The organism is Stenotrophomonas maltophilia group sp. msm4 (assembly GCF_032025605.1).
Lineage (GTDB): Bacteria > Pseudomonadota > Gammaproteobacteria > Xanthomonadales > Xanthomonadaceae > Stenotrophomonas > Stenotrophomonas sepilia.
The window spans coordinates 18966-41360 of sequence record NZ_JAVSKK010000005.1; the positions used below are offsets into that span (position 1 = coordinate 18966).

The 22395-nt window shown below is 67.4% G+C and carries 22 protein-coding genes; 12 read left to right on the top strand and 10 right to left on the bottom strand.

From position 1 onward, the window contains the following. Window positions 1–16: 16 nt before the first annotated feature. Window positions 17–2398 carry a penicillin-binding protein 1C gene (pbpC, locus tag ROV93_RS21260; protein ID WP_072168585.1) on the top strand — a complete coding sequence of 794 codons (2382 nt, stop codon included), beginning with the start codon at window positions 17–19 and terminating at the stop codon, window positions 2396–2398. Window positions 2399–2518: 120 nt separating this feature from the next. Here pbpC and ROV93_RS21265 read toward each other — a convergent pair whose 3' ends face one another. Both ROV93_RS21265 and ROV93_RS21270 read right to left on the bottom strand, forming a co-directional pair. Further along, window positions 2519–3094 (bottom strand): ferritin-like domain-containing protein, encoded by a 576-nt coding sequence (locus tag ROV93_RS21265; protein WP_072168586.1) that lies wholly within the window; start codon window positions 3092–3094, stop codon window positions 2519–2521. A gap of 29 nt (window positions 3095–3123) precedes the next feature. After that, window positions 3124–3606, bottom strand: coding sequence for a peroxiredoxin (locus ROV93_RS21270; RefSeq protein WP_072168587.1), 483 nt, complete (start codon window positions 3604–3606; stop codon window positions 3124–3126). Window positions 3607–3868: 262 nt separating this feature from the next. On the opposite strand from ROV93_RS21270, the gene ROV93_RS21275 reads away from it, so the two are divergent. Next, the gene (locus tag ROV93_RS21275) at window positions 3869–4756 is read left to right on the top strand and encodes a DnaJ C-terminal domain-containing protein (protein WP_061478849.1); all 888 of its coding nucleotides are present in this window, start codon (window positions 3869–3871) and stop codon (window positions 4754–4756) included. Between the two features lie 80 nt (window positions 4757–4836). Here the strand turns inward: ROV93_RS21275 and pilH are convergent, their stop codons facing one another. Then, window positions 4837–5208: a twitching motility response regulator PilH gene (gene pilH / locus ROV93_RS21280; RefSeq protein ID WP_005410644.1), complete on the bottom strand. Its 372-nt coding sequence runs from the start codon at window positions 5206–5208 to the stop codon at window positions 4837–4839. An 88-nt stretch (window positions 5209–5296) separates the two neighbouring features. Continuing rightward, complete coding sequence (locus ROV93_RS21285; RefSeq protein WP_072168588.1) at window positions 5297–6292, bottom strand: YhdH/YhfP family quinone oxidoreductase; 996 nt, start codon at window positions 6290–6292, stop codon at window positions 5297–5299. A gap of 153 nt (window positions 6293–6445) precedes the next feature. Here ROV93_RS21285 and hflK point away from each other — a divergent pair, with 153 nt between their 5' ends. The 5 genes from hflK to ROV93_RS21310 all read left to right on the top strand — a co-directional run bounded on the left by hflK (window position 6446) and on the right by ROV93_RS21310 (window position 11103). Next, entirely contained in the window at window positions 6446–7579 is a 1134-nt protein-coding gene (gene hflK / locus ROV93_RS21290) for an FtsH protease activity modulator HflK (protein WP_072168589.1), read from the top strand. After that, window positions 7576–8439 (top strand): protease modulator HflC, encoded by an 864-nt coding sequence (locus ROV93_RS21295; protein WP_019660037.1) that lies wholly within the window; start codon window positions 7576–7578, stop codon window positions 8437–8439. Before hflK ends, ROV93_RS21295 begins: the two co-directional genes overlap by 4 nt. A gap of 67 nt (window positions 8440–8506) precedes the next feature. Continuing rightward, entirely contained in the window at window positions 8507–8692 is a 186-nt protein-coding gene (locus tag ROV93_RS21300; RefSeq protein WP_005410640.1) for a DUF2065 family protein, read from the top strand. Between the two features lie 317 nt (window positions 8693–9009). Beyond that, window positions 9010–10302 (top strand): adenylosuccinate synthase, encoded by a 1293-nt coding sequence (locus tag ROV93_RS21305; protein ID WP_005418326.1) that lies wholly within the window; start codon window positions 9010–9012, stop codon window positions 10300–10302. Between the two features lie 132 nt (window positions 10303–10434). Next, window positions 10435–11103 carry a hypothetical protein gene (locus tag ROV93_RS21310; RefSeq protein WP_072168590.1) on the top strand — a complete coding sequence of 223 codons (669 nt, stop codon included), beginning with the start codon at window positions 10435–10437 and terminating at the stop codon, window positions 11101–11103. Here ROV93_RS21310 and ROV93_RS21315 read toward each other — a convergent pair. Next, window positions 11033–11713, bottom strand: a complete 681-nt coding sequence (locus ROV93_RS21315; RefSeq protein ID WP_072168591.1) for a M23 family metallopeptidase — start codon at window positions 11711–11713, stop codon at window positions 11033–11035. The genes ROV93_RS21310 and ROV93_RS21315 overlap by 71 nt on opposite strands. 4 nt (window positions 11714–11717) lie before the next feature. Next, window positions 11718–12680: a L,D-transpeptidase gene (locus ROV93_RS21320; RefSeq protein ID WP_180890816.1), complete on the bottom strand. Its 963-nt coding sequence runs from the start codon at window positions 12678–12680 to the stop codon at window positions 11718–11720. Window positions 12681–12914: 234 nt separating this feature from the next. Here ROV93_RS21320 and ROV93_RS21325 point away from each other — a divergent pair, with 234 nt between their 5' ends. Then, window positions 12915–15041 carry a methyl-accepting chemotaxis protein gene (locus ROV93_RS21325; protein ID WP_072168592.1) on the top strand — a complete coding sequence of 709 codons (2127 nt, stop codon included), beginning with the start codon at window positions 12915–12917 and terminating at the stop codon, window positions 15039–15041. 88 nt (window positions 15042–15129) lie between these two features. Here the strand turns inward: ROV93_RS21325 and ROV93_RS21330 are convergent, their stop codons facing one another. Together ROV93_RS21330 and ROV93_RS21335 are read right to left on the bottom strand one after the other, a co-directional pair. Next, a complete protein-coding gene (locus ROV93_RS21330; RefSeq protein ID WP_032954416.1) occupies window positions 15130–15420 on the bottom strand; it encodes a hypothetical protein in 291 nt (96 codons plus the stop codon). A 14-nt stretch (window positions 15421–15434) separates the two neighbouring features. Further along, complete coding sequence (locus ROV93_RS21335; RefSeq protein WP_255299191.1) at window positions 15435–15941, bottom strand: hypothetical protein; 507 nt, start codon at window positions 15939–15941, stop codon at window positions 15435–15437. A 174-nt stretch (window positions 15942–16115) separates the two neighbouring features. Here ROV93_RS21335 and ROV93_RS21340 point away from each other — a divergent pair, with 174 nt between their 5' ends. Beyond that, window positions 16116–16856: an alpha/beta hydrolase gene (locus tag ROV93_RS21340; RefSeq protein ID WP_072168594.1), complete on the top strand. Its 741-nt coding sequence runs from the start codon at window positions 16116–16118 to the stop codon at window positions 16854–16856. A 9-nt stretch (window positions 16857–16865) separates the two neighbouring features. On the opposite strand, the gene ROV93_RS21345 is transcribed toward ROV93_RS21340, so the two are convergent. Beyond that, a complete protein-coding gene (locus tag ROV93_RS21345; RefSeq protein WP_072168595.1) occupies window positions 16866–17342 on the bottom strand; it encodes a hypothetical protein in 477 nt (158 codons plus the stop codon). Window positions 17343–17364: 22 nt separating this feature from the next. Further along, on the bottom strand, window positions 17365–19446 hold the full coding sequence (locus ROV93_RS21350) for a catalase (protein ID WP_072168596.1): 2082 nt from the start codon (window positions 19444–19446) through the stop codon (window positions 17365–17367). A gap of 114 nt (window positions 19447–19560) precedes the next feature. Here ROV93_RS21350 and ROV93_RS21355 point away from each other — a divergent pair, with 114 nt between their 5' ends. The 3 genes from ROV93_RS21355 to ROV93_RS21365 all read left to right on the top strand — a co-directional run bounded on the left by ROV93_RS21355 (window position 19561) and on the right by ROV93_RS21365 (window position 22330). Next, window positions 19561–20283 (top strand): AraC family transcriptional regulator, encoded by a 723-nt coding sequence (locus ROV93_RS21355; RefSeq protein WP_072168597.1) that lies wholly within the window; start codon window positions 19561–19563, stop codon window positions 20281–20283. 82 nt (window positions 20284–20365) lie between these two features. Continuing rightward, window positions 20366–21733 (top strand): amino acid permease, encoded by a 1368-nt coding sequence (locus ROV93_RS21360; protein WP_061478840.1) that lies wholly within the window; start codon window positions 20366–20368, stop codon window positions 21731–21733. Between the two features lie 186 nt (window positions 21734–21919). Then, entirely contained in the window at window positions 21920–22330 is a 411-nt protein-coding gene (locus ROV93_RS21365) for a VOC family protein (RefSeq protein WP_005418291.1), read from the top strand. Window positions 22331–22395: the final 65 nt, after the last annotated feature.

Below are 22395 nucleotides of genomic sequence, written 5' to 3' on the forward strand. Positions count from 1 at the left end.
CTGCTGGCAACCCGCAATGAAGAACACGATGACGACCCGGCTGGCGACCCTGCGCCGCCGGTGGCGGCCGCTGTGGCCGTGGCTGCGCTGGGGCATGGCCGCTGCGCTGGCGCTGCTGCTGGTGCTGGATTTCGCCTTCCCGCCGCCGCTGCCGAAGCAGCGTGATACCAGCACCCTGGTGGTGGCTGCCGACGGCACGCCATTGCGGGCGTTTGCCGATGCCGAGGGCGTGTGGCGGTATCCGGCCTCGGTCGACAGCGTCTCGCCGCTGTACCTGCAAGCGTTGCTGACCTACGAAGACCGCTGGTTCTGGCGCCATCCGGGCATCAACCCGCTGGCGATCCTGCGGGCCAGCGGCCAGCTGCTGCGCGGCGGCCGCATCGTGTCCGGTGGCTCGACCCTGACCATGCAGGTCGCGCGCATTCTCGATCCGCACTCACGCACCCCGTGGGGCAAGCTGAAGCAGATGCTGCGTGCAGTGCAGCTTGAGGTGCACCTGAGCAAGCAGCAGATCCTGGCCCTGTACCTGGAGCGTGCACCCTACGGCGGCACCATCGAAGGCGTGGAAGCGGCCAGCTGGGCCTATCTGGGCAAGCCGGCGGCGCAGCTGTCGCATGCCGAGGCTGCGCTGCTGGCGGTGCTGCCACAGGCGCCCAGCCGGCTGCGCCCGGACCGCCATCCGGAAGCTGCGCAGAAAGCGCGCGACAAGGTGCTGTCACGCATGGCCGAGCTGGGCGCGTGGACACCGGAAGAAGTGGAGGATGCGCGCATCGAGAACGTGGTGGCGCGTTCGCTGCGCCCTCCCTTGCACGCCGCGCTGCTGGCGCAGCGCCTGCACTCGGCGCATCCGGGCCAGGCACGCATCCAGAGCAGCATCGACATCGGCCTGCAGCGCACGCTGGAAGAGCGCGTGGCCAGCTATTTCTCGACGCTGCCCGAGCGTACCTCGGCGGCCCTGCTGGTGGTCGACAACCGGACCCTGCAGGCACGCGCTTATGTCGGCACATTGTCCTTCGGTGACCGCCAGCGGCTGGGTCACGTGGACATGGTGCAGGCCTGGCGTTCGCCAGGCTCCACGCTCAAGCCGTTCCTGTACGCGATGGCGCTGGACGATGGCCTGATCCATTCGGAAAGCCTGCTGGTCGATGCACCGCAGAGTTTCGGCAGCTACCGCCCCGGCAACTTCGACATGGCCTTCAATGGGCCCATCGGTGCCTCTGCCGCATTGCGGCTGTCGCTCAACGTACCGTCGGTGGACCTGCTGCAGCGGGTCGGCGCCGCGCGCTTCGCTGCCCGGCTGTCGCACGCGGGCATCCAGCTGCGCTTCCCGCCGGGCAGTACGCCCAACCTGTCGCTGATCCTGGGCGGCACCGGCGCGCGCCTGGAAGACCTGGTCGGCGCCTTCGCCGCGCTCAACCGGAGCGGTATCGCCGGCCGCGTGCGTTACACCGACGACGAGCCGATGATCGAGCGGCGCCTGGCCTCGCCGGGCGCCAGCTGGATCGTGCGCGAGATGCTCGAATCAAACCCGCGCCCGGGATACAGCGCCGGGACGTTCGATGTCGGTGGCCGCCCGCGCGTGGCGTGGAAGACCGGCACCAGTTACGGGTACCGCGATGCGTGGGCGATCGGCAGTACCCGCCACTACACGGTGGGCGTGTGGGTGGGCCGGCCGGACGGTACTCCGTTGCCGGGCCAGTACGGCGCGGTCACCGCGCTGCCGCTGATGTTCGAAGTGGTGGACAGCCTGCCGCGCCAGCGTGGTGATTCGGCGGCCGCGCCGATGCCGGCCAGTGTCAGCCAGGAAGACATCTGCTGGCCCACTGGCGAACGTGCCGAGGGGCTGCCGGCGGCACTGTGCCAGCGCAGGATGCCAGCCTACCTGCTCGATGGCGCCGCACCGCCGACCTTCCCGGAGCGCGAGGCGCGGCGCTGGCAGCCGGGGCGGCAGCGCTACCTTGCCGACGCGCGCACCGGCTTGCGTGTATCCGCCGATTGCCGCTTGCCGCACGAAGAAGTCGCGCGTGAGATCGCGCGCTGGCCGGCGCTGTTGTCGCCGTGGCTGCCCAAGGCCACACGCGACGCCTCGCAGCTGCCGGCGCTGTCGCCGGACTGCCGTGATGATGGCCGGGAGGCCAGCGTCGCGCTGCACATCGATGGCCTCAATGATGGCGCCGCACTGGCGCGTGCGCCCAACGCCGAACATGGCGTACGCCTGCAGCTGCGCGCGCTGGGCAGCGAGCAGGCGGTGGACTGGTTGCTGGATGGACGCTGGATCGCGCAGACCCGCGGCGCACAGTTGATGCAGCGTGAGTTCGCCGATCCCGGGGCGCATACCCTGACCGCCTTGGCCGCGGACGGCGCGTGGACGCAGGTACGGTTCACTGTCCTCCGGTAGGTGCCGGGCCATGCGCGGCGGGATGGCATTGCTCCGCTTTGGTGGGTGCCAACCTTGGTTGGCACGCGAACGGCAAAGCGCCCACCAAGGTGGGCATCTACCAGAGCATCCGCAGCGCAATCATTCCCCGATCCACCCATCCAGCAGATCGGCGAACTCGTCGGCGTGTTCCTCTTCCTGCGCCAGGATCTCTTCGAGGATGCGCTTGGTGGTGGTATCGCGGTCGCCGATGAAGTTGATCATCTCGCGGTAGCTGTCGATGGCGATGCGTTCGGCCACCAGGTTCTCGCGGACCATGTCGCGCAGGTCGCTGCCTTCCTTGTATTCGGCATGCGAGCGCGCGGTCAGCGTATCCGGGTTGAAGTCGGGCTCGCCGCCGAGCTGCACGATGCGCTCGGCCAGCTTGCCGGCATGCGCCTGTTCCTGCTGTGCATGTTCAAGGAATTCGGCTTTCACCGCGTCGGCCAGCATGCCCTTGGCCATGAAGTAGTGCCGGTAGTAGCGCAACACGCACACGTACTCGGTGGCCAGTGCGTCGTTGAGCAGCTTGATCACCACCTTGCGGTCGGCGCTGTAGCTGTCGGTGATCGCACCATCCTCGATGTTGCGCCGGGCGCGCTCGCGCAGGGCCGTGCGCTCGCTGATGCCGGGAATCTGCGCGGCGGGCCTGGGGGCTTTGGCTGGCTTGCTGGACATGGCTGGCCGTTTCCTCTTGCGGTGGGAGATCAGGTGGGCAGGTGCTCCAGCACGTAGTCGGCCGAAGACACTTCGAATTGACCGGGCTGTTCAACCCAGGCGGCGCGGACCACGCCGTCGACCACGTACAGGGCGAAACGGCGCGAGCGGATGCCCATGCCCGAGGCACTGGCGTCGAGCTCCAGGCCGAGCGCGCGGGTCAGTTCGGCATTGCCGTCGGACAGCATCAGCAGGCCGTCGGGCACGTGCTGATCGGTGGCCCAGGCCTTCATCACGAACGGGTCGTTGACGGCCATGCAGTAGACATCGATGCCGCGCTGGCGGAAGGCCTCGAATTTCTCGACGTAGCCGGGCAGGTGGCGGGCCGAGCACGTCGGCGTGAACGCGCCGGGCACGGCGAACAGCACCACCTTGCGCGCGTCGAACAGCGAATGCGTATCGAGCGTTTCAATGCCCTCGCGGATGCGCTTGAGGGTCACTTCCGGAATGCGGTCGCCGACATGGATGGTCATGGGGGAACTCCTTGCTGGGGCAGCGTAGTGGGCCGGATGGGACAGGGACGTCAAGACATTGGAAAACCGGCGTGCAGGCCCCATCTTCAGGCTTTGCGGAGCGGGCTTCCAGCCATAGCCTGGGGCAGGGCGATGGCAACCGCATTGCGCAGGATCAGTCGGCCTCACCGGCGCCGCACGAGGGGCGGCGTAGCATCGCCGGCGCGTAGAATGAACCCGGGGCGGCGCCACCGGCGCGGCCGAAGCAGATCGAGGTAGCTGGATGGAATTCAAGGATTACTACGCCACCCTGGGGGTGGAACCGAGCGCGGGCGAGGCGGAGATCAAGACCGCCTACCGGCGGCTGGCACGCAAGTACCACCCGGACGTCAGCAAGGAAGCCGGGGCGGAGGACAAGTTCAAGGCGGTCAACGAGGCCTACGAGGCGCTGCGCGATCCGGAAAAGCGTGCAGCCTACGACCAGCTGCGCGCGCAGGGCTATCGCCCGGGCGAGGAGTTCAACGTGCCGCCGAACTACGGCGGCGCCGGTGGTTTCAACTTCGAGGAAGTGTTCGGGGGTGGTGGCGCCAACGGCGGCTTCAGCGACTTCTTCGAAAGCCTGTTCGCGCGCCAGCGCGGCGGTGCCGGTCCTGGCCCGGGGTTCAGCAGCCAGGGCCATGCCCCCAACCGCGACACCCGTGCCAAGCTGTCGGTCCCGCTGGAAGCGGCCTACAGCGGCGACAGCCTGCGCATCACCGTCAACGGCAAGCAGCTGGACGTGCGCGTGCCCAAGGGCATCCGTCCGGGGCAGGTGATCCGCCTGGCGGGGCAGGGCAACCATGGTGGCAACCTGCTGCTGGAAGTGGAGTACGCCGCACACCCGCAGTTCGAGGTCGATGGCCGCAACATCCTCTACACCTTGCCGGTCACGCCGTGGCAGGCCGCGCTGGGTACCAGCATCAGCGTGCCGACCCTGGGCGGCGCGGTGGAACTGAAGATCCCGGCCGACTCCGATGCCGGACGCAAGCTGCGCCTGCGCGGGCGGGGCCTGCCGGGCAACCCGGAGGGCGACCAGATCGTCGAGATCGAGATCGTGGCCCCGGCCGCGACCGACGAGGCGCAGAAGAAGGCCTACCGGAACCTGGCCAAGGCGTTTGGCGAGACGATCTGAGCACGCCTTCCGGTAGTGCCGGCCGCTGGCCGGCAATGAGCTGTGATTGCCGGCCAGCGGCCGGCACTACCGCGCGCGTCTCAACCCTGCCCGGCGAACACGCGCTCCAGCACTTCGGACAGCTCGTCTTCCGAGAACGGCTTGGTGATGTAGGCCTTGGCGCCCTGGCGCATGCCCCACATGCGGTCGGTGTCCTGGTCCTTGGTGGTCACCAGGATCACCGGGATATGCCGGGTCGCCTCGTCGCGGGCGAGGGTGCGGGTGGCCTGGAAGCCGTTGAGATTGGGCATCACCACGTCCATCAGGACCAGGTCGGGCAGCTCGGCCTTGGCGGTTTCGACCCCGGCCGCGCCATCGGTGGCGGTCAGGATCTGGTGCCCGAGCTTCTCGACGATGCGCTGTATCCCCAACAGCTGCGACGGTGAGTCGTCGACGATCAGAATGCGTGCCATGTTGTTCCCCATGTAATGCCCGCAGTGTAGTGCGGGCTCATTACCGGCGGGAGGGGCGCATCTGCCGTCTGTCGCCTGCCTGCGACGTTCAGTCGATCCGCACCACGGTGCGGCCCAGCGATCCGCCCGCCAGCATCCGCTCGAACACGGCCGGCAGGCCATCAAGGCCGACCTCGGCGGTACAGATGCGGTCCAGGTGCTGCGGTTTCCATTCGTTGCCCAGCCGCGCCCAGACGTCCTCGCGCAGCCCGCGTGGCGCATTGGCCGACGACACGCCCAGCAGCGACACACCACGCAGGATGAACGGCATCACCGTCATCTCCAGGGTCGGGCTGGCCGCCAGGCCGGCACTGACCACGCTGCCGTAGGGCGCGGTCTGCGCCAGCAGGCTGGCGAGCATGGCGCCGCCGGCATTGTCCAGGCCCCCACCGAAACGCGCCGATTGCAGTGGGCCGGTGTCGGCCAGGGCCTCACGCGGCAGCACCTCGGTGGCGCCGATGGCGTGCAGGAAACCGGTCTGGTCGGGTTTGCCGCTGATCGCATGCACCGTGTAGCCGGCGCGGCTGAAGATCGACAGTGCCAGCGCGCCGACGCCGCCACTGGCGCCGGTGACCGCCAGCGGTCCAAGTTCCGGGCTCTGCCGGTTGTCCTGCATGCGCAGCAGCGCCAACGCCGCGGTGAAGCCGGCGGTGCCCAGCACCATCGCCTCGCGTGGGCTCAGCCCGGCCGGTTGGGCGATCACCGCACGCGATTCCAGCCGCACATACTGGCTGTAGCCGCCGTCGCGGGTCTCGCTGAGGCCGCAGCCGGTGGCCAGCACCGCGTCGCCTTCACGCCATTCCGGATCGGTGCTGGCGACCACGGTGCCGGCTACGTCGATGCCCCCCACCAGCGGGAAGCGGCGCAGGATCTTTCCCTTGCCGGTGCCGGCCAGAGCGTCCTTGTAGTTGACCGAGGACCAGCTGGCGCGGATCAGAACCTGGCCGGGGCTGAGGTCTTCGACCTTGAGCTGGGCCAGGCCGCTGCGGTAACCGGCGTCGTCGTTTTCGATGCGGAAGGCGGTGAACGGGGTGGTGGGGGCCATCGGCATTGCCTGACTTCGAGGAAAACGCCACCTTACCCCGTTGCCCCCCTTTCGATCCTGCCAATCCGCCCCATCTTGTATGATCAGTAATGGTTTCACGGCTGGCGCCGCGGGAAGGGCCCGCGCCGCAGCCCACATCTTGATGGAGCGTGCATGGCCTGGAATACACCCGGCGGCAACAAGGGCGGACAAGGCCCCGAGGACAATCGACGCGGGCCGTTCGGGTCGCGCGGCGGTGGCAATGGTGGTGGCTGGGGCGGATTGCCCGGGCCGCTGAAGGACCTGTTCGACGGCGGCATCGTGCGTTGGGTGGTGGCGGCCGTGGTGCTGCTGGTGCTGTTCTCCAGCTTCCAGCTGATCGGTGAACAGCAGCGTGGCGTGGTCCTGCGCTTCGGCCAGTTCTCGCGCATCCTGCAGCCCGGCCCGAACTTCAAGTTGCCGTGGCCGATCGAATCGGTCACCAAGGTCAACGCCACCGAGATCAAGACGTTCTCGATCCAGGTGCCGGTGCTGACCCGGGACGAGAACATCGTCAACGTCTCGCTGAACGTCCAGTACCGCATCGACGACCCGCAGCAGTACCTGTTCGGCACCGTCGATGCCAACCAGGTGTTGGAGCAGTCGGCGCAGAGCGCGGTGCGCGAGGAAGTCGGCCGTGCCGACCTCAACGCTGTGCTGAACAACCGCGGCCCGCTGGCCGTGGCTGCCGAGGAGCGCCTGCAGGCGCTGCTGAAGGCGTTCAAGACCGGCCTGACCGTGACCGGCCTGACCCTGCAGGACGCCCGTCCGCCGGAAGAAGTGAAGCCGGCCTTCGACGAAGTCAACGGTGCCCAGCAGGTCAAGGAACGCCTGATCAACGAAGCCCAGGCCTACGCTGCCAAGGTCGTGCCGGAAGCCCGAGGCCAGGCCTCGCGCGCCCGTACCACCGCCGAAGGCTACAAGCAGGCCGCGGTGTCCAAGGCCGAGGGTGACGCGCAGCGCTTCAGCCTGTTGCAGGCCCAGTACAAGGACGCCCCGGAAGTGACCCGCAAGCGCCTGTGGCTGGAAACCGTGCAGCAGGTGCTGAGCGAGAACCGCAAGGTGATCGGCGGCGATGGCCGCCAGCTGATCTACGTGCCGATGACCGGCGATACCCGTCCCACCACCTCGGCCCCGGCCGCAGTGGCGAACCCGGACGTGGTGATGCCATCGCTGCCGGGTGCAGCGGTGGAAGCTTCCCGTGATCCGGGCCGGCCGGTGGGCCGCCCGACCGGGCGACCGAGCGGCCGTGAGGAGGGCAGCCGATGAAGAGTCCTATCTGGATCGCCGTGATCGTGGCGGTGGTGCTGGGCCTGCTCGGCTCGGTGTACGTGGTCCGTGAGGACCAGACCGCCATGGTGCTGAACCTGGGCAAGGTGGTGCGTTCGGACATCAAGCCGGGCCTGCACTTCAAGGTGCCGGTGGTGGAAACGGTGAAGGTCTTCGACCGCCGCTTCCAGGTGCTCGACACTGCGCCTGCGCGCTACTTCACCGCCGAGCAGAAGGACGTCAGCGTCGACTTCTTCGCCATCGGCTACATCTCCAACGTAGGTGACTACTTCCGTGCCACCGGCGGCGACCCGCGTGTGGCCAACGCCCGCCTGGCGCCGATCATCACCGACTCGCTGCGCAACCAGATCAACTCGCGCACCCTGCAGCAGCTGGTGTCCGGCGACCGCAGCGAGCTGATCGCCGAGCAGCTGAAGGGGATCAACGAGGCGGTGGCCGGCCTCGGCATGCAGATGATCGACCTGCGCATCAAGCAGGTGGACCTGCCGACCGACAGCCAGGTGATCAACGACGTGTACGAGCGCATGCGCGCCCAGCGCAAGCAGGAAGCGGCCAAGCTGCGTGCGGAGGGCGAGGAGCAGTCGCTGACCATCCGTGCCCAGGCCGACCGCGACAGCACGGTTCTGATCGCCGAGGCCGAGCGCGATGCACAGCGCCTGCGCGGTGAAGGCGATGCCGAAGCGGCCCGCATCTACGGCAAGGCTGGCTCGGCTGATCCGTCGTTCTATGCGTTCTACCGCAGCCTGGAGGCTTACCGTGGCTCCATGACCGACGGCAATGGCGTGATTGTGCTCGACAAGAACGACCCGTTCCTGCAGTACCTGAAGAACGACCGCTGAGGTCGCAGGGCAGTACCCCACGGGGCCCGGCCAGACGCCGGGCCCCGTGCTTTTTCCGGAGTTCCCCATGAAAGATCTGTTCGCCGCCGTCTGCCTGGTCGCGGTGCTGGAAGGCCTGTTCCTGTTCGTGGCGCCGTTCGCCTGGAAGCGCATGGCCGAGCGCCTGCTGGACCTGCCCAGCCCGGCCCTGCGCAGCTTCGGCGGGCTGGTGCTGCTGGCCGGCCTGAGCCTGCTGTGGTGGGCACGGCACTGACCCCGCCCTGTAGCGTCCGAGACCATGCTCGGGCGGCGCCGCGCAGCGGCGGGAAGGCAGCCGAGCATGGGCTCGGCTCTACATGAGACGCCGGCCTGACCGGTGGGTGAAGCCGCCGGTCGGAAAGGTGGCAGCGGACCCCGGAAACCCGGATAATGCACAAAAGCCGGACGGGCCTCCCCGTTCGGCTTTTTCCGTGTCTGGGCCTTCCATCGCCGGCCGCTCCCCGTCTGGAGCCGCCCTCCAGGTGCTGGCCAGCCCCGCCACGGTTTACCCGTCCGCGGCCCCGATGGCCGCAACAAATCGAGGAGCCCGTCATGGGTCAGTCTGTCGTAGTGTTGGGTGCCCAGTGGGGCGATGAAGGCAAGGGCAAGATCGTCGATCTGCTCACTGAGGAAATCGGCGCCGTCGTGCGCTTCCAGGGCGGCCACAATGCAGGCCACACCCTGGTCATCAACGGCAAGAAGACCGTCCTGCACCTGATCCCGTCGGGCATCCTGCGTGACGATGCGCTGTGCCTGATCGGCAACGGCGTGGTGATCTCGCCGGCCGCGCTGCAGAAGGAAATCGCCGAGCTGGAAGCCTCCGGCGTGGAAGTGCGTTCGCGCCTGAAGATTTCCCCGGCCGCGCCGCTGATCATGCCGTACCACATCGCCCTGGACCAGGCGCGCGAGCGCGCTGCCGGTGGCAAGGCGATCGGCACCACCGGCCGTGGCATCGGCCCGGCCTACGAAGACAAGGTGGCGCGTCGCGGCATCCGCATCGCCGACCTGCATTACCCGAAGCAGCTGGAAGAACTGCTGCGCACCGCGCTGGATTACCACAACTTCGTGCTGACCAAGTATCTGAACACCGATGCGGTCGACTTCCAGAAGACCTTCGACGAAGCGCTGGCCTTTGGCGAGTACGTGCAACCGATGAAGTCCGACGTGGCCGGCATCCTGCACGACCTGCGCAAGCAGGGTAAGCGCGTGCTGTTCGAAGGCGCGCAGGGTGCGCTGCTGGACATCGACCACGGCACCTACCCGTATGTCACCAGCTCCAACACCACCGTCGGTGGTGCGCTGGCCGGTTCCGGCGTCGGCGCCGATTCGATCGACTACGTGCTGGGCATCGCCAAGGCCTACGCCACTCGCGTCGGCGGCGGCCCGTTCCCGACCGAACTGGACGACGAAGTCGGCCAGGGCATCCGTGACCGCGGCGCCGAATACGGCGCATCGACCGGCCGCCCGCGTCGTTGCGGCTGGATGGACATCGTCGCGCTGAAGCGCGCCGTGGCCATCAACGGCATCAGCGGCCTGTGCATCACCAAGCTGGACGTGCTCGATGGCATGGAAAAGCTGAAGGTCTGCATCGCCTACGAATACAACGGCAAGCGCACTGAATATGCTCCGCTGGATGCGCAGGGCTGGGAAGAGTGCACCCCGGTATACCTGGAGTTCCCGGGCTGGAGCGAGAACACCCACGGCATCACCCAGTGGGACGAACTGCCGCCGGCGGCACGCGCCTACCTGCGTTCGCTGGAAGAACTGGCCGGCTGCCCGATCAGCATCGTTTCGACCGGCCCGGACCGCGACCACACCATGGTCCTGCAGGACCCGTTTGCCTGAGTGAGAGACCGGTAGCGCTGGGCCCTGCCTGGTGTTGCTGAAGGAAAAGCCCCGCGCAAGCGGGGCTTTTTCGTTTTCGGTACTGTGGCGGCACAGCCGGCAGGGCAGCGCAGCGATGACGGAGACTTCGGCATGAAGGGCGAGACGGTCGCACGGGTGACTCTGTGGCTGCTGTGGAGCCTGTGGACGCTGGCCTGCATCGTGCTGGTGCTGGGCGCGCTCGCCAATTACCTGGCTTCGCGCACGCAGACCCTGCCGCTGGTGCTGCAGCCGGGCGCGACCGCCGAGATCACGGTGTACCGCTTCATCGACGACCCGCTGCGACTGCGTCTGCGTTATGCGGATGACGGCGCCGATCCGGCGGTCGATCCCGAGCTGCGCCTGCGCGCGGAAACCCCGACCGATCGCACCGAGTTCCGCGCGGACAGCCGCTCGGCGGTGACCGATCCGGAGATCCACCGCGCACTGGAATCGGTCGAGCGAGACCGGTTCGCCGCCTCGTACTTCGGCTACGGCCGCAGTGACGCACTGCGGCGAGGCCGTTCCTCGCTGCGGCTGACCGTGCTGGAGGTCGACCCGGCGCTGGTCGGTCGTGCGGCCTCGGTGGACCTGCTGCCGCCGATGGACGTGCTGAAGCTGACCGACCTCGACTACCTCTGGCTGTGGCCGTTCTTCTTCTGGAAGATGGCGGCGCTGTTGCTGATGATTCCAGGAGCTGCGTTGGCCGTCTTTACTGTGGCATTGCGACGCTGGCAGCGCCGGGCATCATCGCTGCCGACTTCAGCAGCGGATAGGGATTGATCGACTCTCCCTTCCACCACTGCTTCTCCGGCCCCAGCACATGCACCTCGAAATGCAGGTGTGGGGCCTCGGCGCTGGCGTTGCCCGTGCTGCCGACGTAGCCGATCACCTCGCCGCGCTTGATCACCTGCTTCTCGGCCAGGCCATCGGCGTAGCGCTGCAGGTGCGCGTAGTAGTAGCACCAATGCCCGCTGGGCTCGAACTGGTAGATCGTCAGGCCACCGCGCTCGCTGTCGAACAGTTTCTCCACCGTGCCATCGGCCACCGCCAGCACCGGCGTACCTGCATCGGCCATGATGTCGATGGCATCGTGTACGCGGCCCTCGCTGCGTGCATCGGTGAAGGTATCGCGCAGCTGCGAGGGCAGGATGCCCTGCACCGGCAGCAGCAAGCCGGACGGTGCATCGGCAGCCTGGGCGGCCGGCGGCGCGGTGGAGGCGGGTGGGGCTGTTGCGCCTGGCGCTGCCGGTTCCGTCACCGGCGCGGCGGCCACCGTCGATGGCGCTTCCGGCAGCGCGTCGGTCACCGGCTCATCCATATCGCGGTGCAGCCACCAACCTGCACCCAATCCCAGCAGAACACCCAGCACGATCAGTTGCGAAAGACGCATCGACTCACTCCTGCATCACGACAGGCACCGAGGTGTCCACTGCGTCGGCCACGCGCAGTGCATCCCAGTTGGTCATGCGTACGCAGCCATGCGACTCGGTCTTGCCCACGTGGCCGGGTTCAGGCGTGCCATGCAGGCCGTAATGCGGCTTGGACAGATCGATCCAGACCCGGCCGACCGGATTGTTCGGGCCGGGCGGCAGCGTGGCTTTCTTTTCCCCCTTGCGGGCATCCCAGAACAGCTTGGGGTTGTAGTGGAACGGCGGGTCGCGGTACACGCCCAGGATTTTCCATTCACCGATCGGCAACGGGTCGTGCTGGCTGCCGGATGACACCGGCACCTGCGCGATCAGCTTGCCCTGCGCGTCCAGTAGCTGCAGCGTGGAGTCGGATTTGTCGACCACGATTCTGGCGGCCTTCGGCAATGCGGCCGGGGCGATGTTGGGGACCTGGATGCGGCTGCCAGCCCTGGTCAGATCCACGCCGGGATTGAGCATCTTCATCAGCTCTGGGGACGCGTGGAAGCGCTCGCCCAGGGCTTCTTCCACACTGCTGTAGCCCAGCGGTTTCAGCTTGGCCTGGTCGGCGGGTCCTTTCGGTATCGGCTGGAACGGGCCGGCGACATCCTCAGCAGTCAGCGTGTAGCTGGCCAGCGGCGTGATCGTATCGGCCTGCAGAGCCTTCCAGGTGGCGTCGTCCAGCTCACCCGTTACGGTCAGGCCGTGTGCCGTCTGGAAGCCTGACACCGCCCGCCGCTGGTTGCTGCCTACCTCACCATCAATCTGGCCCGGAGAGAAGTTCGCACGATCCAGCAGCACCTGGGCATGCAGTGCGGAGCGCACTGCGGTGTCCGGGCCAGCCTTCTCGGCAATGGGGGCGGGCAGGTTGGGCGGCGGCGCCTGCGCGAAGGCCGGCGACGCCAGCAGCGAGATTGCGAGCAGGGTGGATCGGGACACAGATGAGCGCATTGGGATCTCCAGCAGGTACGCCGCCACCTTGCCCGCGGGCGGCGCCGAGCCGCCGTGAAAGGGATCTGATGCCCGCGTGAGCAGGCATGTCATTGCGGCCGGTTGCCAGCGGCAGGTGCCGCTGGGGACGGGGGCTCACCAAGGTGAACGGTGGCCGACGCCGTCGATGGGCGGCGATCAAGATTGCCTGCCGTGCCGCCGATAAGGCCACATCCCCCCGTTTTGGATACCCCCATGAACTACTTGAGGAACGTCAGGGTTGCCTGGCGTCTTGGGCTGGGCTTTGGCCTGTTGCTGCTGCTGGTTGCCGCCGTAGTGGCCACCGGCGCCACCGCCAGCGTCGTGCAGAAGCGCGCGATGCAGCAGGTGGTCGACGTCAGCGTGGCCAAGGTGCGCCTGTTGTCGCAGATGCTCGACGCCAACAACCAGATGATGGTGGTGCGGCGCGAAATGCTGATCCGCCAGGGCGACGACCGCGGCAGCGATGAGAAGCGCATTGCCGATCTGGTCAAGCGCTATGAGGCCAGCTGGGCCGCCTACCAGGCGCTGCCAGGCGATGCGGAGGGCAAGGCCATCGCGGAAACCATCGCGGCCAAGCGTGCCATCGCGCGCCCGCTCAACAAGCAGACCAGCGAACTGATGGAGCAGGGCGACTACCCGGGTGCCGTGGCACTGACCCTGGGCCCGGTGCAGGAAGCGGCCAACGGCTGGAACAAGGCACTGTCCGATGGCGTGGACTTCGAGGAGAAGGAAAGCCGTGAGGCAGCCGCCGAGGCCATCCGCCTGGGTGAGCGCAGCCTGCTGCAGCTGCTGGTGCTGGGCGGCGTTGCACTGCTGGTCGGCATCGGTGCCTCGGTGATGATCGGGCGCAGCCTGACCGGCCCGCTGGCCCGCGCGGTGAACCTGGCCGAGCGCCTGTCCAAGGGCCAGCTGGACCAGGAGTTCCGCCTCGGCGGCCGTGACGAACTGACCCAGCTGGGCGAGGCGATGGCCAGCGTGCGCCAGAGTGTGCAGGCGGCGATCGGCGCGCAGTTGCAGATGGCCGAGCAGCACGAGGCCGGTGCAATCCGCTATCGCATGGACGCCAGTGCGTTCCCCGGTGATTTCGGCCGCATGGTGCAGGCCACCAACAGCCTGGTCGAGTCGCACGTGCAGGTGGAACTGCTGATGGCGGAGGTGATGCAGCGTTACGCCATGGGTGACCTCAGCCGCGACCTGCCGGACTACCCGGGCGAGAAGGGCACGCTGACCCGCACCCTGGCAGCGGTGAAGCAGAGCCTGATGGCGATCAACGCGCAGATCGATGAACTGGCCCGCGCCGCACGCGCCGGCGATTTCAGCATGCGTGGCGATGCCGCTGCGTTCCAGTACCAGTTCAAGACGATGGTCGAGCACCTCAACGGCATGATGGCCAGTTCGCAGGCCAGCATCGCCGATGTTTCCGACGTGCTGCGCGCGATCTCGCATGGCGACCTGACCGCACGCATGGAGGGCGAGTACGACGGCGTATTTGCGCGCATGCGCGACGATGCCAACACCACCACCGCGCAGCTGACCGGCATTGTCCGCGGCATCCAGGTGGCTGCCGACAGCATCAACAACGCGGCCCAGGAACTGGCCGCGGGCAACAACGACCTGTCGCGCCGCACCGAGCAGCAGGCCGCGAATCTGGAAGAAGCGGCCGCGTCGATGGAGGAGCTGACCTCCACCGTACGCCAGAACGCCGAACTGGCGCGTCAGGCCGACAGCGAAGCGCATGCCGCCGGTGCCGCCGTGCGCGAGACCGAGCAGGCGATGGCACAGATGGCATCGGTGATGGGCGAAATCGATCAGTCCTCGGCGCGCATCTCGGAAATCTCCACGGTGATCGACGGCATCGCGTTCCAGACCAATATCCTGGCGCTGAATGCGGCAGTGGAAGCTGCGCGCGCAGGCGAGCAGGGCCGTGGCTTTGCCGTGGTCGCCAGCGAAGTGCGCACGCTCGCACAGCGTGCCGGTGTCGCCGCCAAGGAGATCAAGGAACTGATCGAGGACGCCGCTTCCAAGGTGAAGAGTGGCCTGGCGGTGACCGTTGAATCGGAAGCCGCGATCGCACGCGTGGCGCAGGCCAGTTCGCGCACCACCCAGCTGATGAGCGACATCGCAGCGGCCAGCAAGGAGCAGGCCGCCGGCATCGAGCAGGTCAACCAGGTGGTGGTGCAGATGGACCAGGTGACCCAGCAGAACGCCGCGCTTGTGGAAGAAGCCACTGCCGCGAGCCGCGCGCTGGAAGAACAGGCGCATGCACTGACCACGTCAGTGGCGGTATTCCAGCTGGAGCAGGGGCCGCGCATGCCGGTCATGCCGGCGCGGGCGGCGTAAGCGACCTGTAACTGGATACTGGATGGCGCCCTGCCTGCGATGTCCCGCATGCAGGGCGTCGATGCACCCACCGGAACGATGCCGCGGGCTAGCGCCCGCGGGCTGAGCGTTCGATCAGCCAGCCGGCTGCGTACAGCAACAGCAGTGTTGGCGGAACCAGCACTGCATATGCGGTCGACCAGGGCTTGCCACGCAGCAGGCCGCCTGCGCCGATGGCATCGAGTGCGGCAGACTGCAGGGTGATGGGGAGCGCCATCAGGATATAGGTACCCTTCGGGTCCCCCTCCGACTGCGCGCCGTGAACCAGCCATGCGGTCAACAGCAGGTAGACCACGCAAAGCGCAAGACCGGTCCAGCTCAGGAGTCGCCGCATCTTCATCCGCATGCCCCGGTTCAACGGACGTCGAAGCGGGCCTGCAGCGGCAGGCTCACCTTCCGCAGCAGATCCCGGACCACCACCTGCGCAGTCCACGTGCCTTTGGGATCACCGGCCTCGGCGACGAACTTCAGGTGCAGGTTGGTCATGTACAGCAGGTTTGGCGGGCCGGTCAGGGCGGCGGTGAAACAGGGAACATCGCGTTCGTCGATACTGGTGCTGCCGTCCGGGCGCAGCATGCGCAGATCGCAGTGCACCTTGGGTACGCGGTTTTCGTCCAGTTGCGGGTTGGAGAGGAACGTCAGCAGGAACAACTCACCGCCCGGGTGGACTTCGTCGGCCTCGTTGAAGCGGGGAGTGGTCTCCGGCGGGGTCGCCCACTTGGCCCGCCAGTCGGCATCGGAAGTGACCAGCAGCGATGCCGCGAAGCCGCCGCTGGATGTCATGGCATCGGTCTCCGTCAACGCTTTGCCATCCCCATTTATCCAACCATCGCTGGCGGAGCTGTTCAGTGGCAGCATCATGGCCATCATGGCCAGCGCGCAGGTCCATCGCATCAACGGCTCTCCCGGGTAGCCGCGTCCCGCGGCAGAGCGGGTAGTATTGCCCAACATTGGCCGGCAAAGCAGCAGGACAGCCGGAGCAGGGGTTCCGTTGCCTGCCGATGTGGGTGGATGCTTGCCAGCAAAGGAGGTGGCATGGGAATCGGGAGCGAGGAAACGCCGATCTGTTTCCCTGCATCGGCCGCGCCGCAGCACGTGCTGATGCTGCCCGGTCTGGATGGCTCCAGCAGGCTGTCGCCCCCGTTCCTGTCGGCACTCCAGGCTTACGGTCTGTCAACGCAGGCGATCACGCTGCCCGCGCAGGGACCGCAGGATCACGCCACGCTTGCCCAACGGCTGTGGTCGCAGCTGCCCAGTCGTCCCTTCATCCTGCTCGCCGAGTCTTTCTCGGGCCCGTTGGCTGTTGAACTGGCCACGCGCCATCCCACCGGGCTGCGCGGACTGGTGCTTGCAGCGACCTTTGCGCGTCGGCCGGTGCTACTGCCGGCAGCCAGCGCAGCCCTGCTGTCGCCGGCCTGGCCGCTGCCTCCCGTGGCATTGCTGGCGCGCCTGTTGCTGGGGCCGTGGTACACCCGCGGGCACACGTCGATGCTGCGCGAAGCGTTGGCCAGGACTCCGACGAGCACGTTGCGGCAACGCGCCGCAGCGACCCTGCGGGTCGACGTGCGTGCATTGCTGCCGGCAATCCAGGTGCCGACGCTGTGCCTGCACGCGTGCCACGACCGCCTGCTGTGGCCGCCCAGCGTGGCCGAGCTGCAGGCCCTGTTGCCCGATGCCCGCCATGTGTCGTTGGAGGGGCCACATCTGCTGCTGCAGGCGCGTGCCGACGCAGCTGCAGCCGAAGTGGCCGCGTGGATGAGGACGTTGCCGCGTTGAACGATGCGCTCAGCTGCGGGCGCGGGTACGTGCCGCTTTCCTGGCCGCCACCTTGCGCACGGTCTTCTTCGCCGCACGGGTCTTGGCCGCCTTCTTCGCTGCAGCACTGCGCGAGGCGGCTGTACCGGCCTTCTTGACCGCTGTCTTCTTTGCGGCCTTCTTGGTGGCGGTCTTACGAGCCGGTGCCTTCTTTGCCGCCGCCTTCTTCGCAGGCGCCTTCTTCGCGGCCGTCGCCTTGGTCGTGGCCTTCTTTGCGGCTGACTTCCTGGCAGGCGCCTTGCTGGCCGCCTTCTTGCTCGCCGCCTTCTTCGTACCCTTGCGTGCGCTGCCGCTACGTTTGCCGCCACCGTCCTGCTTGTTCACGGTGGCCCAGGCGATGCGCTCGGCAGTCCCTTCACTTGCGCCACGCTCGCGCTCGCTGTCCTCGATGTGCTCGGCCTGGCGCTTCTGTTTCTCGGTATATGCGGATTTGTCACCACGGGGCATGACGGTTCTCCTGTTGTAGTAGTCAGGCCAGCAGGCGCAGCTTGGGTTCACGCGCCCACTGGCGGGTGGCGGCCGCCGCCAGGAAGGCCTTGGCGTCTTCCGCTTCGACGATGCCGGCATCGTTGCCGACGCGCGCCGCCTTCAGCAGCGCCTGGCCGCCTGCGTCGCTGGCGATGGCCTTCAGGTGCGCCCACGCCTGGCTGACGAACTCGATGGCTGCACTCTCTTTCGACAAGGCCTTCGCGGCTTCCGGACTGAGCACCACGGCTACCGCATCGAACACGGCCGATGGTGTGCCCGCCAGTTGCCCATCTGCCGCCTGCATCGCCCCATCGCTCAGCGTGGCGCCGCCTACTTTGGGCGCGACCAGCTTCACGTCTGCACCTGCCTTCCGCGCCGCTTTGCTCAGGCTGGCCATCACGCGCGCGTCGGAGCCCTCATCAAACAGGATGCCGATGCTGCGTCCTTGCAGGGTGGGCTTGTTGCGCCCGATCACGCGCACCTCGGGAGCGGCAGGCATGTCCTGCGCCGGCGTGGCGGTCGGCGCGGGGTCGGGCAGTGCAGGCAGTGCGAGCCCATCGGCTACGCGCTGCGCCAGTGATTCGTCGATGTTGCGCAGGTGGCTGACGGTACGCACCCGCACCTTGAGTGTTTCCACCTTGGACAATTCGAACACGAGTGCCGATGCCAGATGCGCCTGTTCCGGCTTCTCGAGGCTACGGAAGAACATGCGGGCCTGGCTGTAGTGGTCGGCGAAGCTCTCCGCGCGGGTGCGGCCCTTGCGGCCATCGTCGGCGCTGGCATGGCTGCGGAAACCTGCGGGCGTCTCGCGCGGCGAGTCCTCCTGCAGCGAGCTGGGATCATAGGCGACGCGGCCCTTGGGCACCTGCATCTGCATGTGGCCGTCGCGCTGGTGATTGGCGAACGGGCACTTCGGGGCATTCACCGGGATCTGGTGGAAGTTCGGGCCGCCAAGCCGCAGCAGCTGGGTGTCCAGGTAGGAGAACAGGCGGCCTTGCAGCAGCGGATCGTTGCTGAAGTCGATGCCCGGCGGCACGTTGGCCGGGCAGAACGCCACCTGTTCGGTCTCGGCGAAGAAGTTGTCGGGCCAGCGGTCCAGCACCATCCGCCCGATCACCTGCAGCGGCACAAGCGATTCGGGAATGATCTTGGTCGGGTCCAGGTGATCGAACGGGAACGCGTCGGCTTCTTCTTCGGTGAACAGCTGCACCGCCAGTTCCCACTCGGGGAAATCACCGCGCTGGATGGCCTCGAACAGGTCACGGCGATGGAAGTCATTGTCAGCCGATTGCAGTTTCAACGCTTCGTCCCAGACCGTTGACTGGATGCCCAGCTTTGGCCGCCAATGGAACTTGACGAAGGTCGACTCGCCCGCCTCGTTCAGCAGGCGGAAGCTGTGCACCCCGAAGCCTTCGATCATGCGCAGCGAACGCGGAATGGCGCGGTCGCTCATCGCCCACATGATCATGTGCATCGACTCGGGCATCAGCGAAATGAAGTCCCAGAAGGTGTCATGGGCCGAAGCCGCCTGCGGGAACGCACGGTCTGGTTCCATCTTCACCGCATGCACCAGGTCCGGGAATTTCATGGCGTCCTGGATGAAGAACACCGGGATGTTGTTGCCGACCAGATCCCAGTTGCCTTCCTTGGTATAGAACTTGACCGCGAAGCCGCGCACGTCGCGCGGAGTGTCCACCGACCCTGCGCCACCGGCCACGGTCGAGAAGCGGGTGAACACGGGCGTCTTCACGCCTACCTCGGTCAGGATGCGCGCCCGGGTGTGGGCGGCCAGAGACCGGGTCAACTCGAAGTAGCCATGTGCCGCGCTGCCACGTGCGTGCACGATGCGCTCGGGAATGCGTTCGTGATCGAAGTGGGTGATCTTCTCGCGAAGGATGAAGTCTTCCAGCAGCGTGGGTCCTCGAGGTCCCTGCCGCAGGGAGTTCTGGTTGTCTGCCACCGGGATGCCCTGATCGGTGGTCATCGCCGGGTGGCTGCCGCCGGCGCGCGGGTGCAGTTCATCGCCGTTGCCGCGGGGGTGGTTTTCGGTTGCGCGCTTGCCGGTCGGCTTGCTGGCGGCCATGGGGGGGAGGCTCCGGATCATCAAGGGAACCACGACACTGGAACCGAACCCGTTAAACCCAGGTCCGGCAAAGGTGAACGTACGGGCAAAAGCAGGCTCGGGTATGCTTGCCCCATGCGAGTCGAGCCCTCCGACATCGAAGCCCTGTTCGACGCCATCCCGGACGTGCTGTTCTTCATCAAGGACCGCCAGGGGCGGTACACCCACGTCAACCAGACCATGCTGCGACGGCTGGGCCTGCGCGCGCGCAAGGACGTGATCGGGCGCACAGCGGCCGAGATCTACCCGACCGGCCTCAGCGCGGACTATGTCGACCAGGACGCCCGCGTGCTGTCCGGCGAGGTGATCGAGAACCTGATGGAGCTGCACCTGTTCGCCAACCGCGAACCGGGCTGGTGCCTGACCTGCAAGCGCCCGTTGCTGGTCGATGGCGCCATCGAGGGCCTGATCGGCATTTCCCGCGACCTGGGCCAGAAGGACAGCCTGGGCGCCCAGTACGAGCAGCTGCGGCTGGCCCTGGCCCACCTCAACGCGCACTACGCCGAGAACGTGCGCATGCAGACCCTGCTGGACATCACCGGCTTTTCGCTGTCCAAGCTGGAGCGCAGTTTCCGCAAGGTGTTCCAGATGACCCCGCAGCAGGTGCTGACCCGGCTGCGGATCCAGATGGCCATGCACTTGCTGCATGGCGACGACAGCATTGCCTGCATCGGCCAGGCCTGCGGTTTCAGTGACCAGAGCGCCTTCACCCGCAAGTTCAAGGCTGAAACCGGTTTCTCGCCGCGCGCCTATCGCGCCCGGATCGGCGGCAACGTCGGCGAGCCCGCACTGGCCTGAGCCCCCTGCTGCGCTGTGCCTATCCCCGCGGGCCTGGGACAGGGTAAGGTGTCGCCCCTGTAGCCCGCCGCCAGCCCCGCCGATGCCCAATTCGATTCCGACCGCTTCGCCGTCCCGCCTCGGACATTCGCTCAAGCCCCGCCAGCTGATCATGATGGGCCTGGGCAGTGCCATCGGCGCCGGCCTGTTCCTCGGCTCGGGCGTGGGTGTGCAGGCGGCCGGTCCGGCCGTTCTGGTCTCGTATCTGGTCGCTGGCGCGCTGGTGATCATCGTGATGAACGCACTGGGCGAGATGGCGGCGGCCAAACCGACCAGCGGCGCGTTCTCGGTGTACGCCGCCGATGCCATGGGCGCCACCGCTGGCGCCACGGTCGGCTGGTTGTGGTGGGTGCAGCTGGTGATCGTGATCGCCGCCGAGGCGGTCGGTGCGGCCGGGTTGCTTGCCACGGTCTGGCCGGTGGTGCCGGTGCCGATGGCTGCGTTGGCCTTCATGCTGTTTTTCACTGCGATCAACCTGCTCGGGGTGAAGAACTTCGGCGAGTTCGAATTCTGGTTCGCCATCCTGAAAGTGGCGGCGATCCTGGCCTTCATTGCCATCGGCGTGGCACTGCTGATGGGCTGGCTGCCGCAGGTCACCTCACCTGGCCTGAGCAACTTCACCGGACACGGCGGTTTCGCACCGAAGGGCCTGGCCGGGATCGGTGCGGCGCTGCTGGTTGTCGTTTTTGCCTTCGGCGGCACCGAAATCGTCGCCGTTGCGGCGGCCGAAACCGAAGATCCCGAACGCAGCATCGCCCGTGCCATCCGTACCGTGGCCTGGCGCATCCTGGTGTTCTACATCGGCTCGCTGAGCGTGATCATCGCCGTGGTGCCGTGGACCAGCGAAGCACTGAAGTCGCCCTTCGCCGCCGTGCTGGACATTGCGCGCATTCCGGGCGCAGGCACCGCCATCACCCTGATCGCGGTGATCGCGCTGCTGTCGGCACTCAATGCCAACCTCTACGGCGCCTCGCGCATGATGTATTCGCTGGCGCAGCGCCGCGAAGCGCCGGCCGTGCTGGGCTGGACCGATCCGCGGCAGGTGCCGGTCATCGCCGTGCTGGCCAGCGTGCTGTTCGGCTTTGCGGCCACGGTGATGGAGCTGCTGTTCCCGGACCGGGTGCTGCCGGTGCTGCTGAACATCGTCGGTTCCACCTGCCTGCTGGTGTGGACGCTGTCGCTGGTTTCGCAGCTGGTGCTGCGCCGCCGCGCCGATCGCCTGGGTACCCGGCTGCCATTCCGCATGGCCGGTTTCCCGTGGCTGACCTGCTGCGCGCTGGCGATCCTGGCGCTGATCTTCGGCCTGCTGCTGAGCGAGGCGCACACCCGCCTGCAGTTCCTGTCGATGGTGGCGCTGACCGCCACCATCGCCGCCGGCAGCGCCATCGCCCGGCGCATGCGCGAGGCGTGACTGAAGCTGTAGAGCCGACCCTACGGTCGGCTGCGGTTGCTGTAGTTTCTGTAGAGCCGACCCTGCGGTCGGCTGCTGTTCGCGTAGCCGCCAGCCGAGCGCGGGCTCGGCTCTACAGCCGGCATACATCCGCCGTGCCATCCTGATCGCGTGGGCCGCCAGCGGCCCGTCGACCAGGAGTACCGCATGCTGCGCAGCCGTCCCTTCCTGATGTTCACCGGCCAGGCCGAGGCCGCCCTGGCCCTGTACGCCGAAGCCTTCGCCGATTTCCGCCTGCTGGCCCTGCAACGCCACCCCGAGGGGGCCGGCGCCGGCGTGCCCGGCCAGGTCCGCCAGGCGATCTTCCTGCTCGGTGGCACGCATTACCTGTGCTTTGACAGCCTGGACGTGCACGATTTCACCTTCTCGCCGTCGATCTCGTTGTTCGTCGAGTGTTCCGGTGCCGAGCAGTTCGAGCGTGCGGCACGCGTGCTGGGCGAGGGCGGCCATTGGTTGATGCCGGTGGGTGATTACGACTTCAGCAATCGCTACGGCTGGGTGCAGGACCGCTTCGGGGTGTCGTGGCAGCTGAGCCTGGGGCAGATGCCGGACCCGTGATCGGGTAACTGTGGGTGTGGACCCTGGTTCACACGCCCTCATGAAAACGGCCCGCTTGCGCGGGC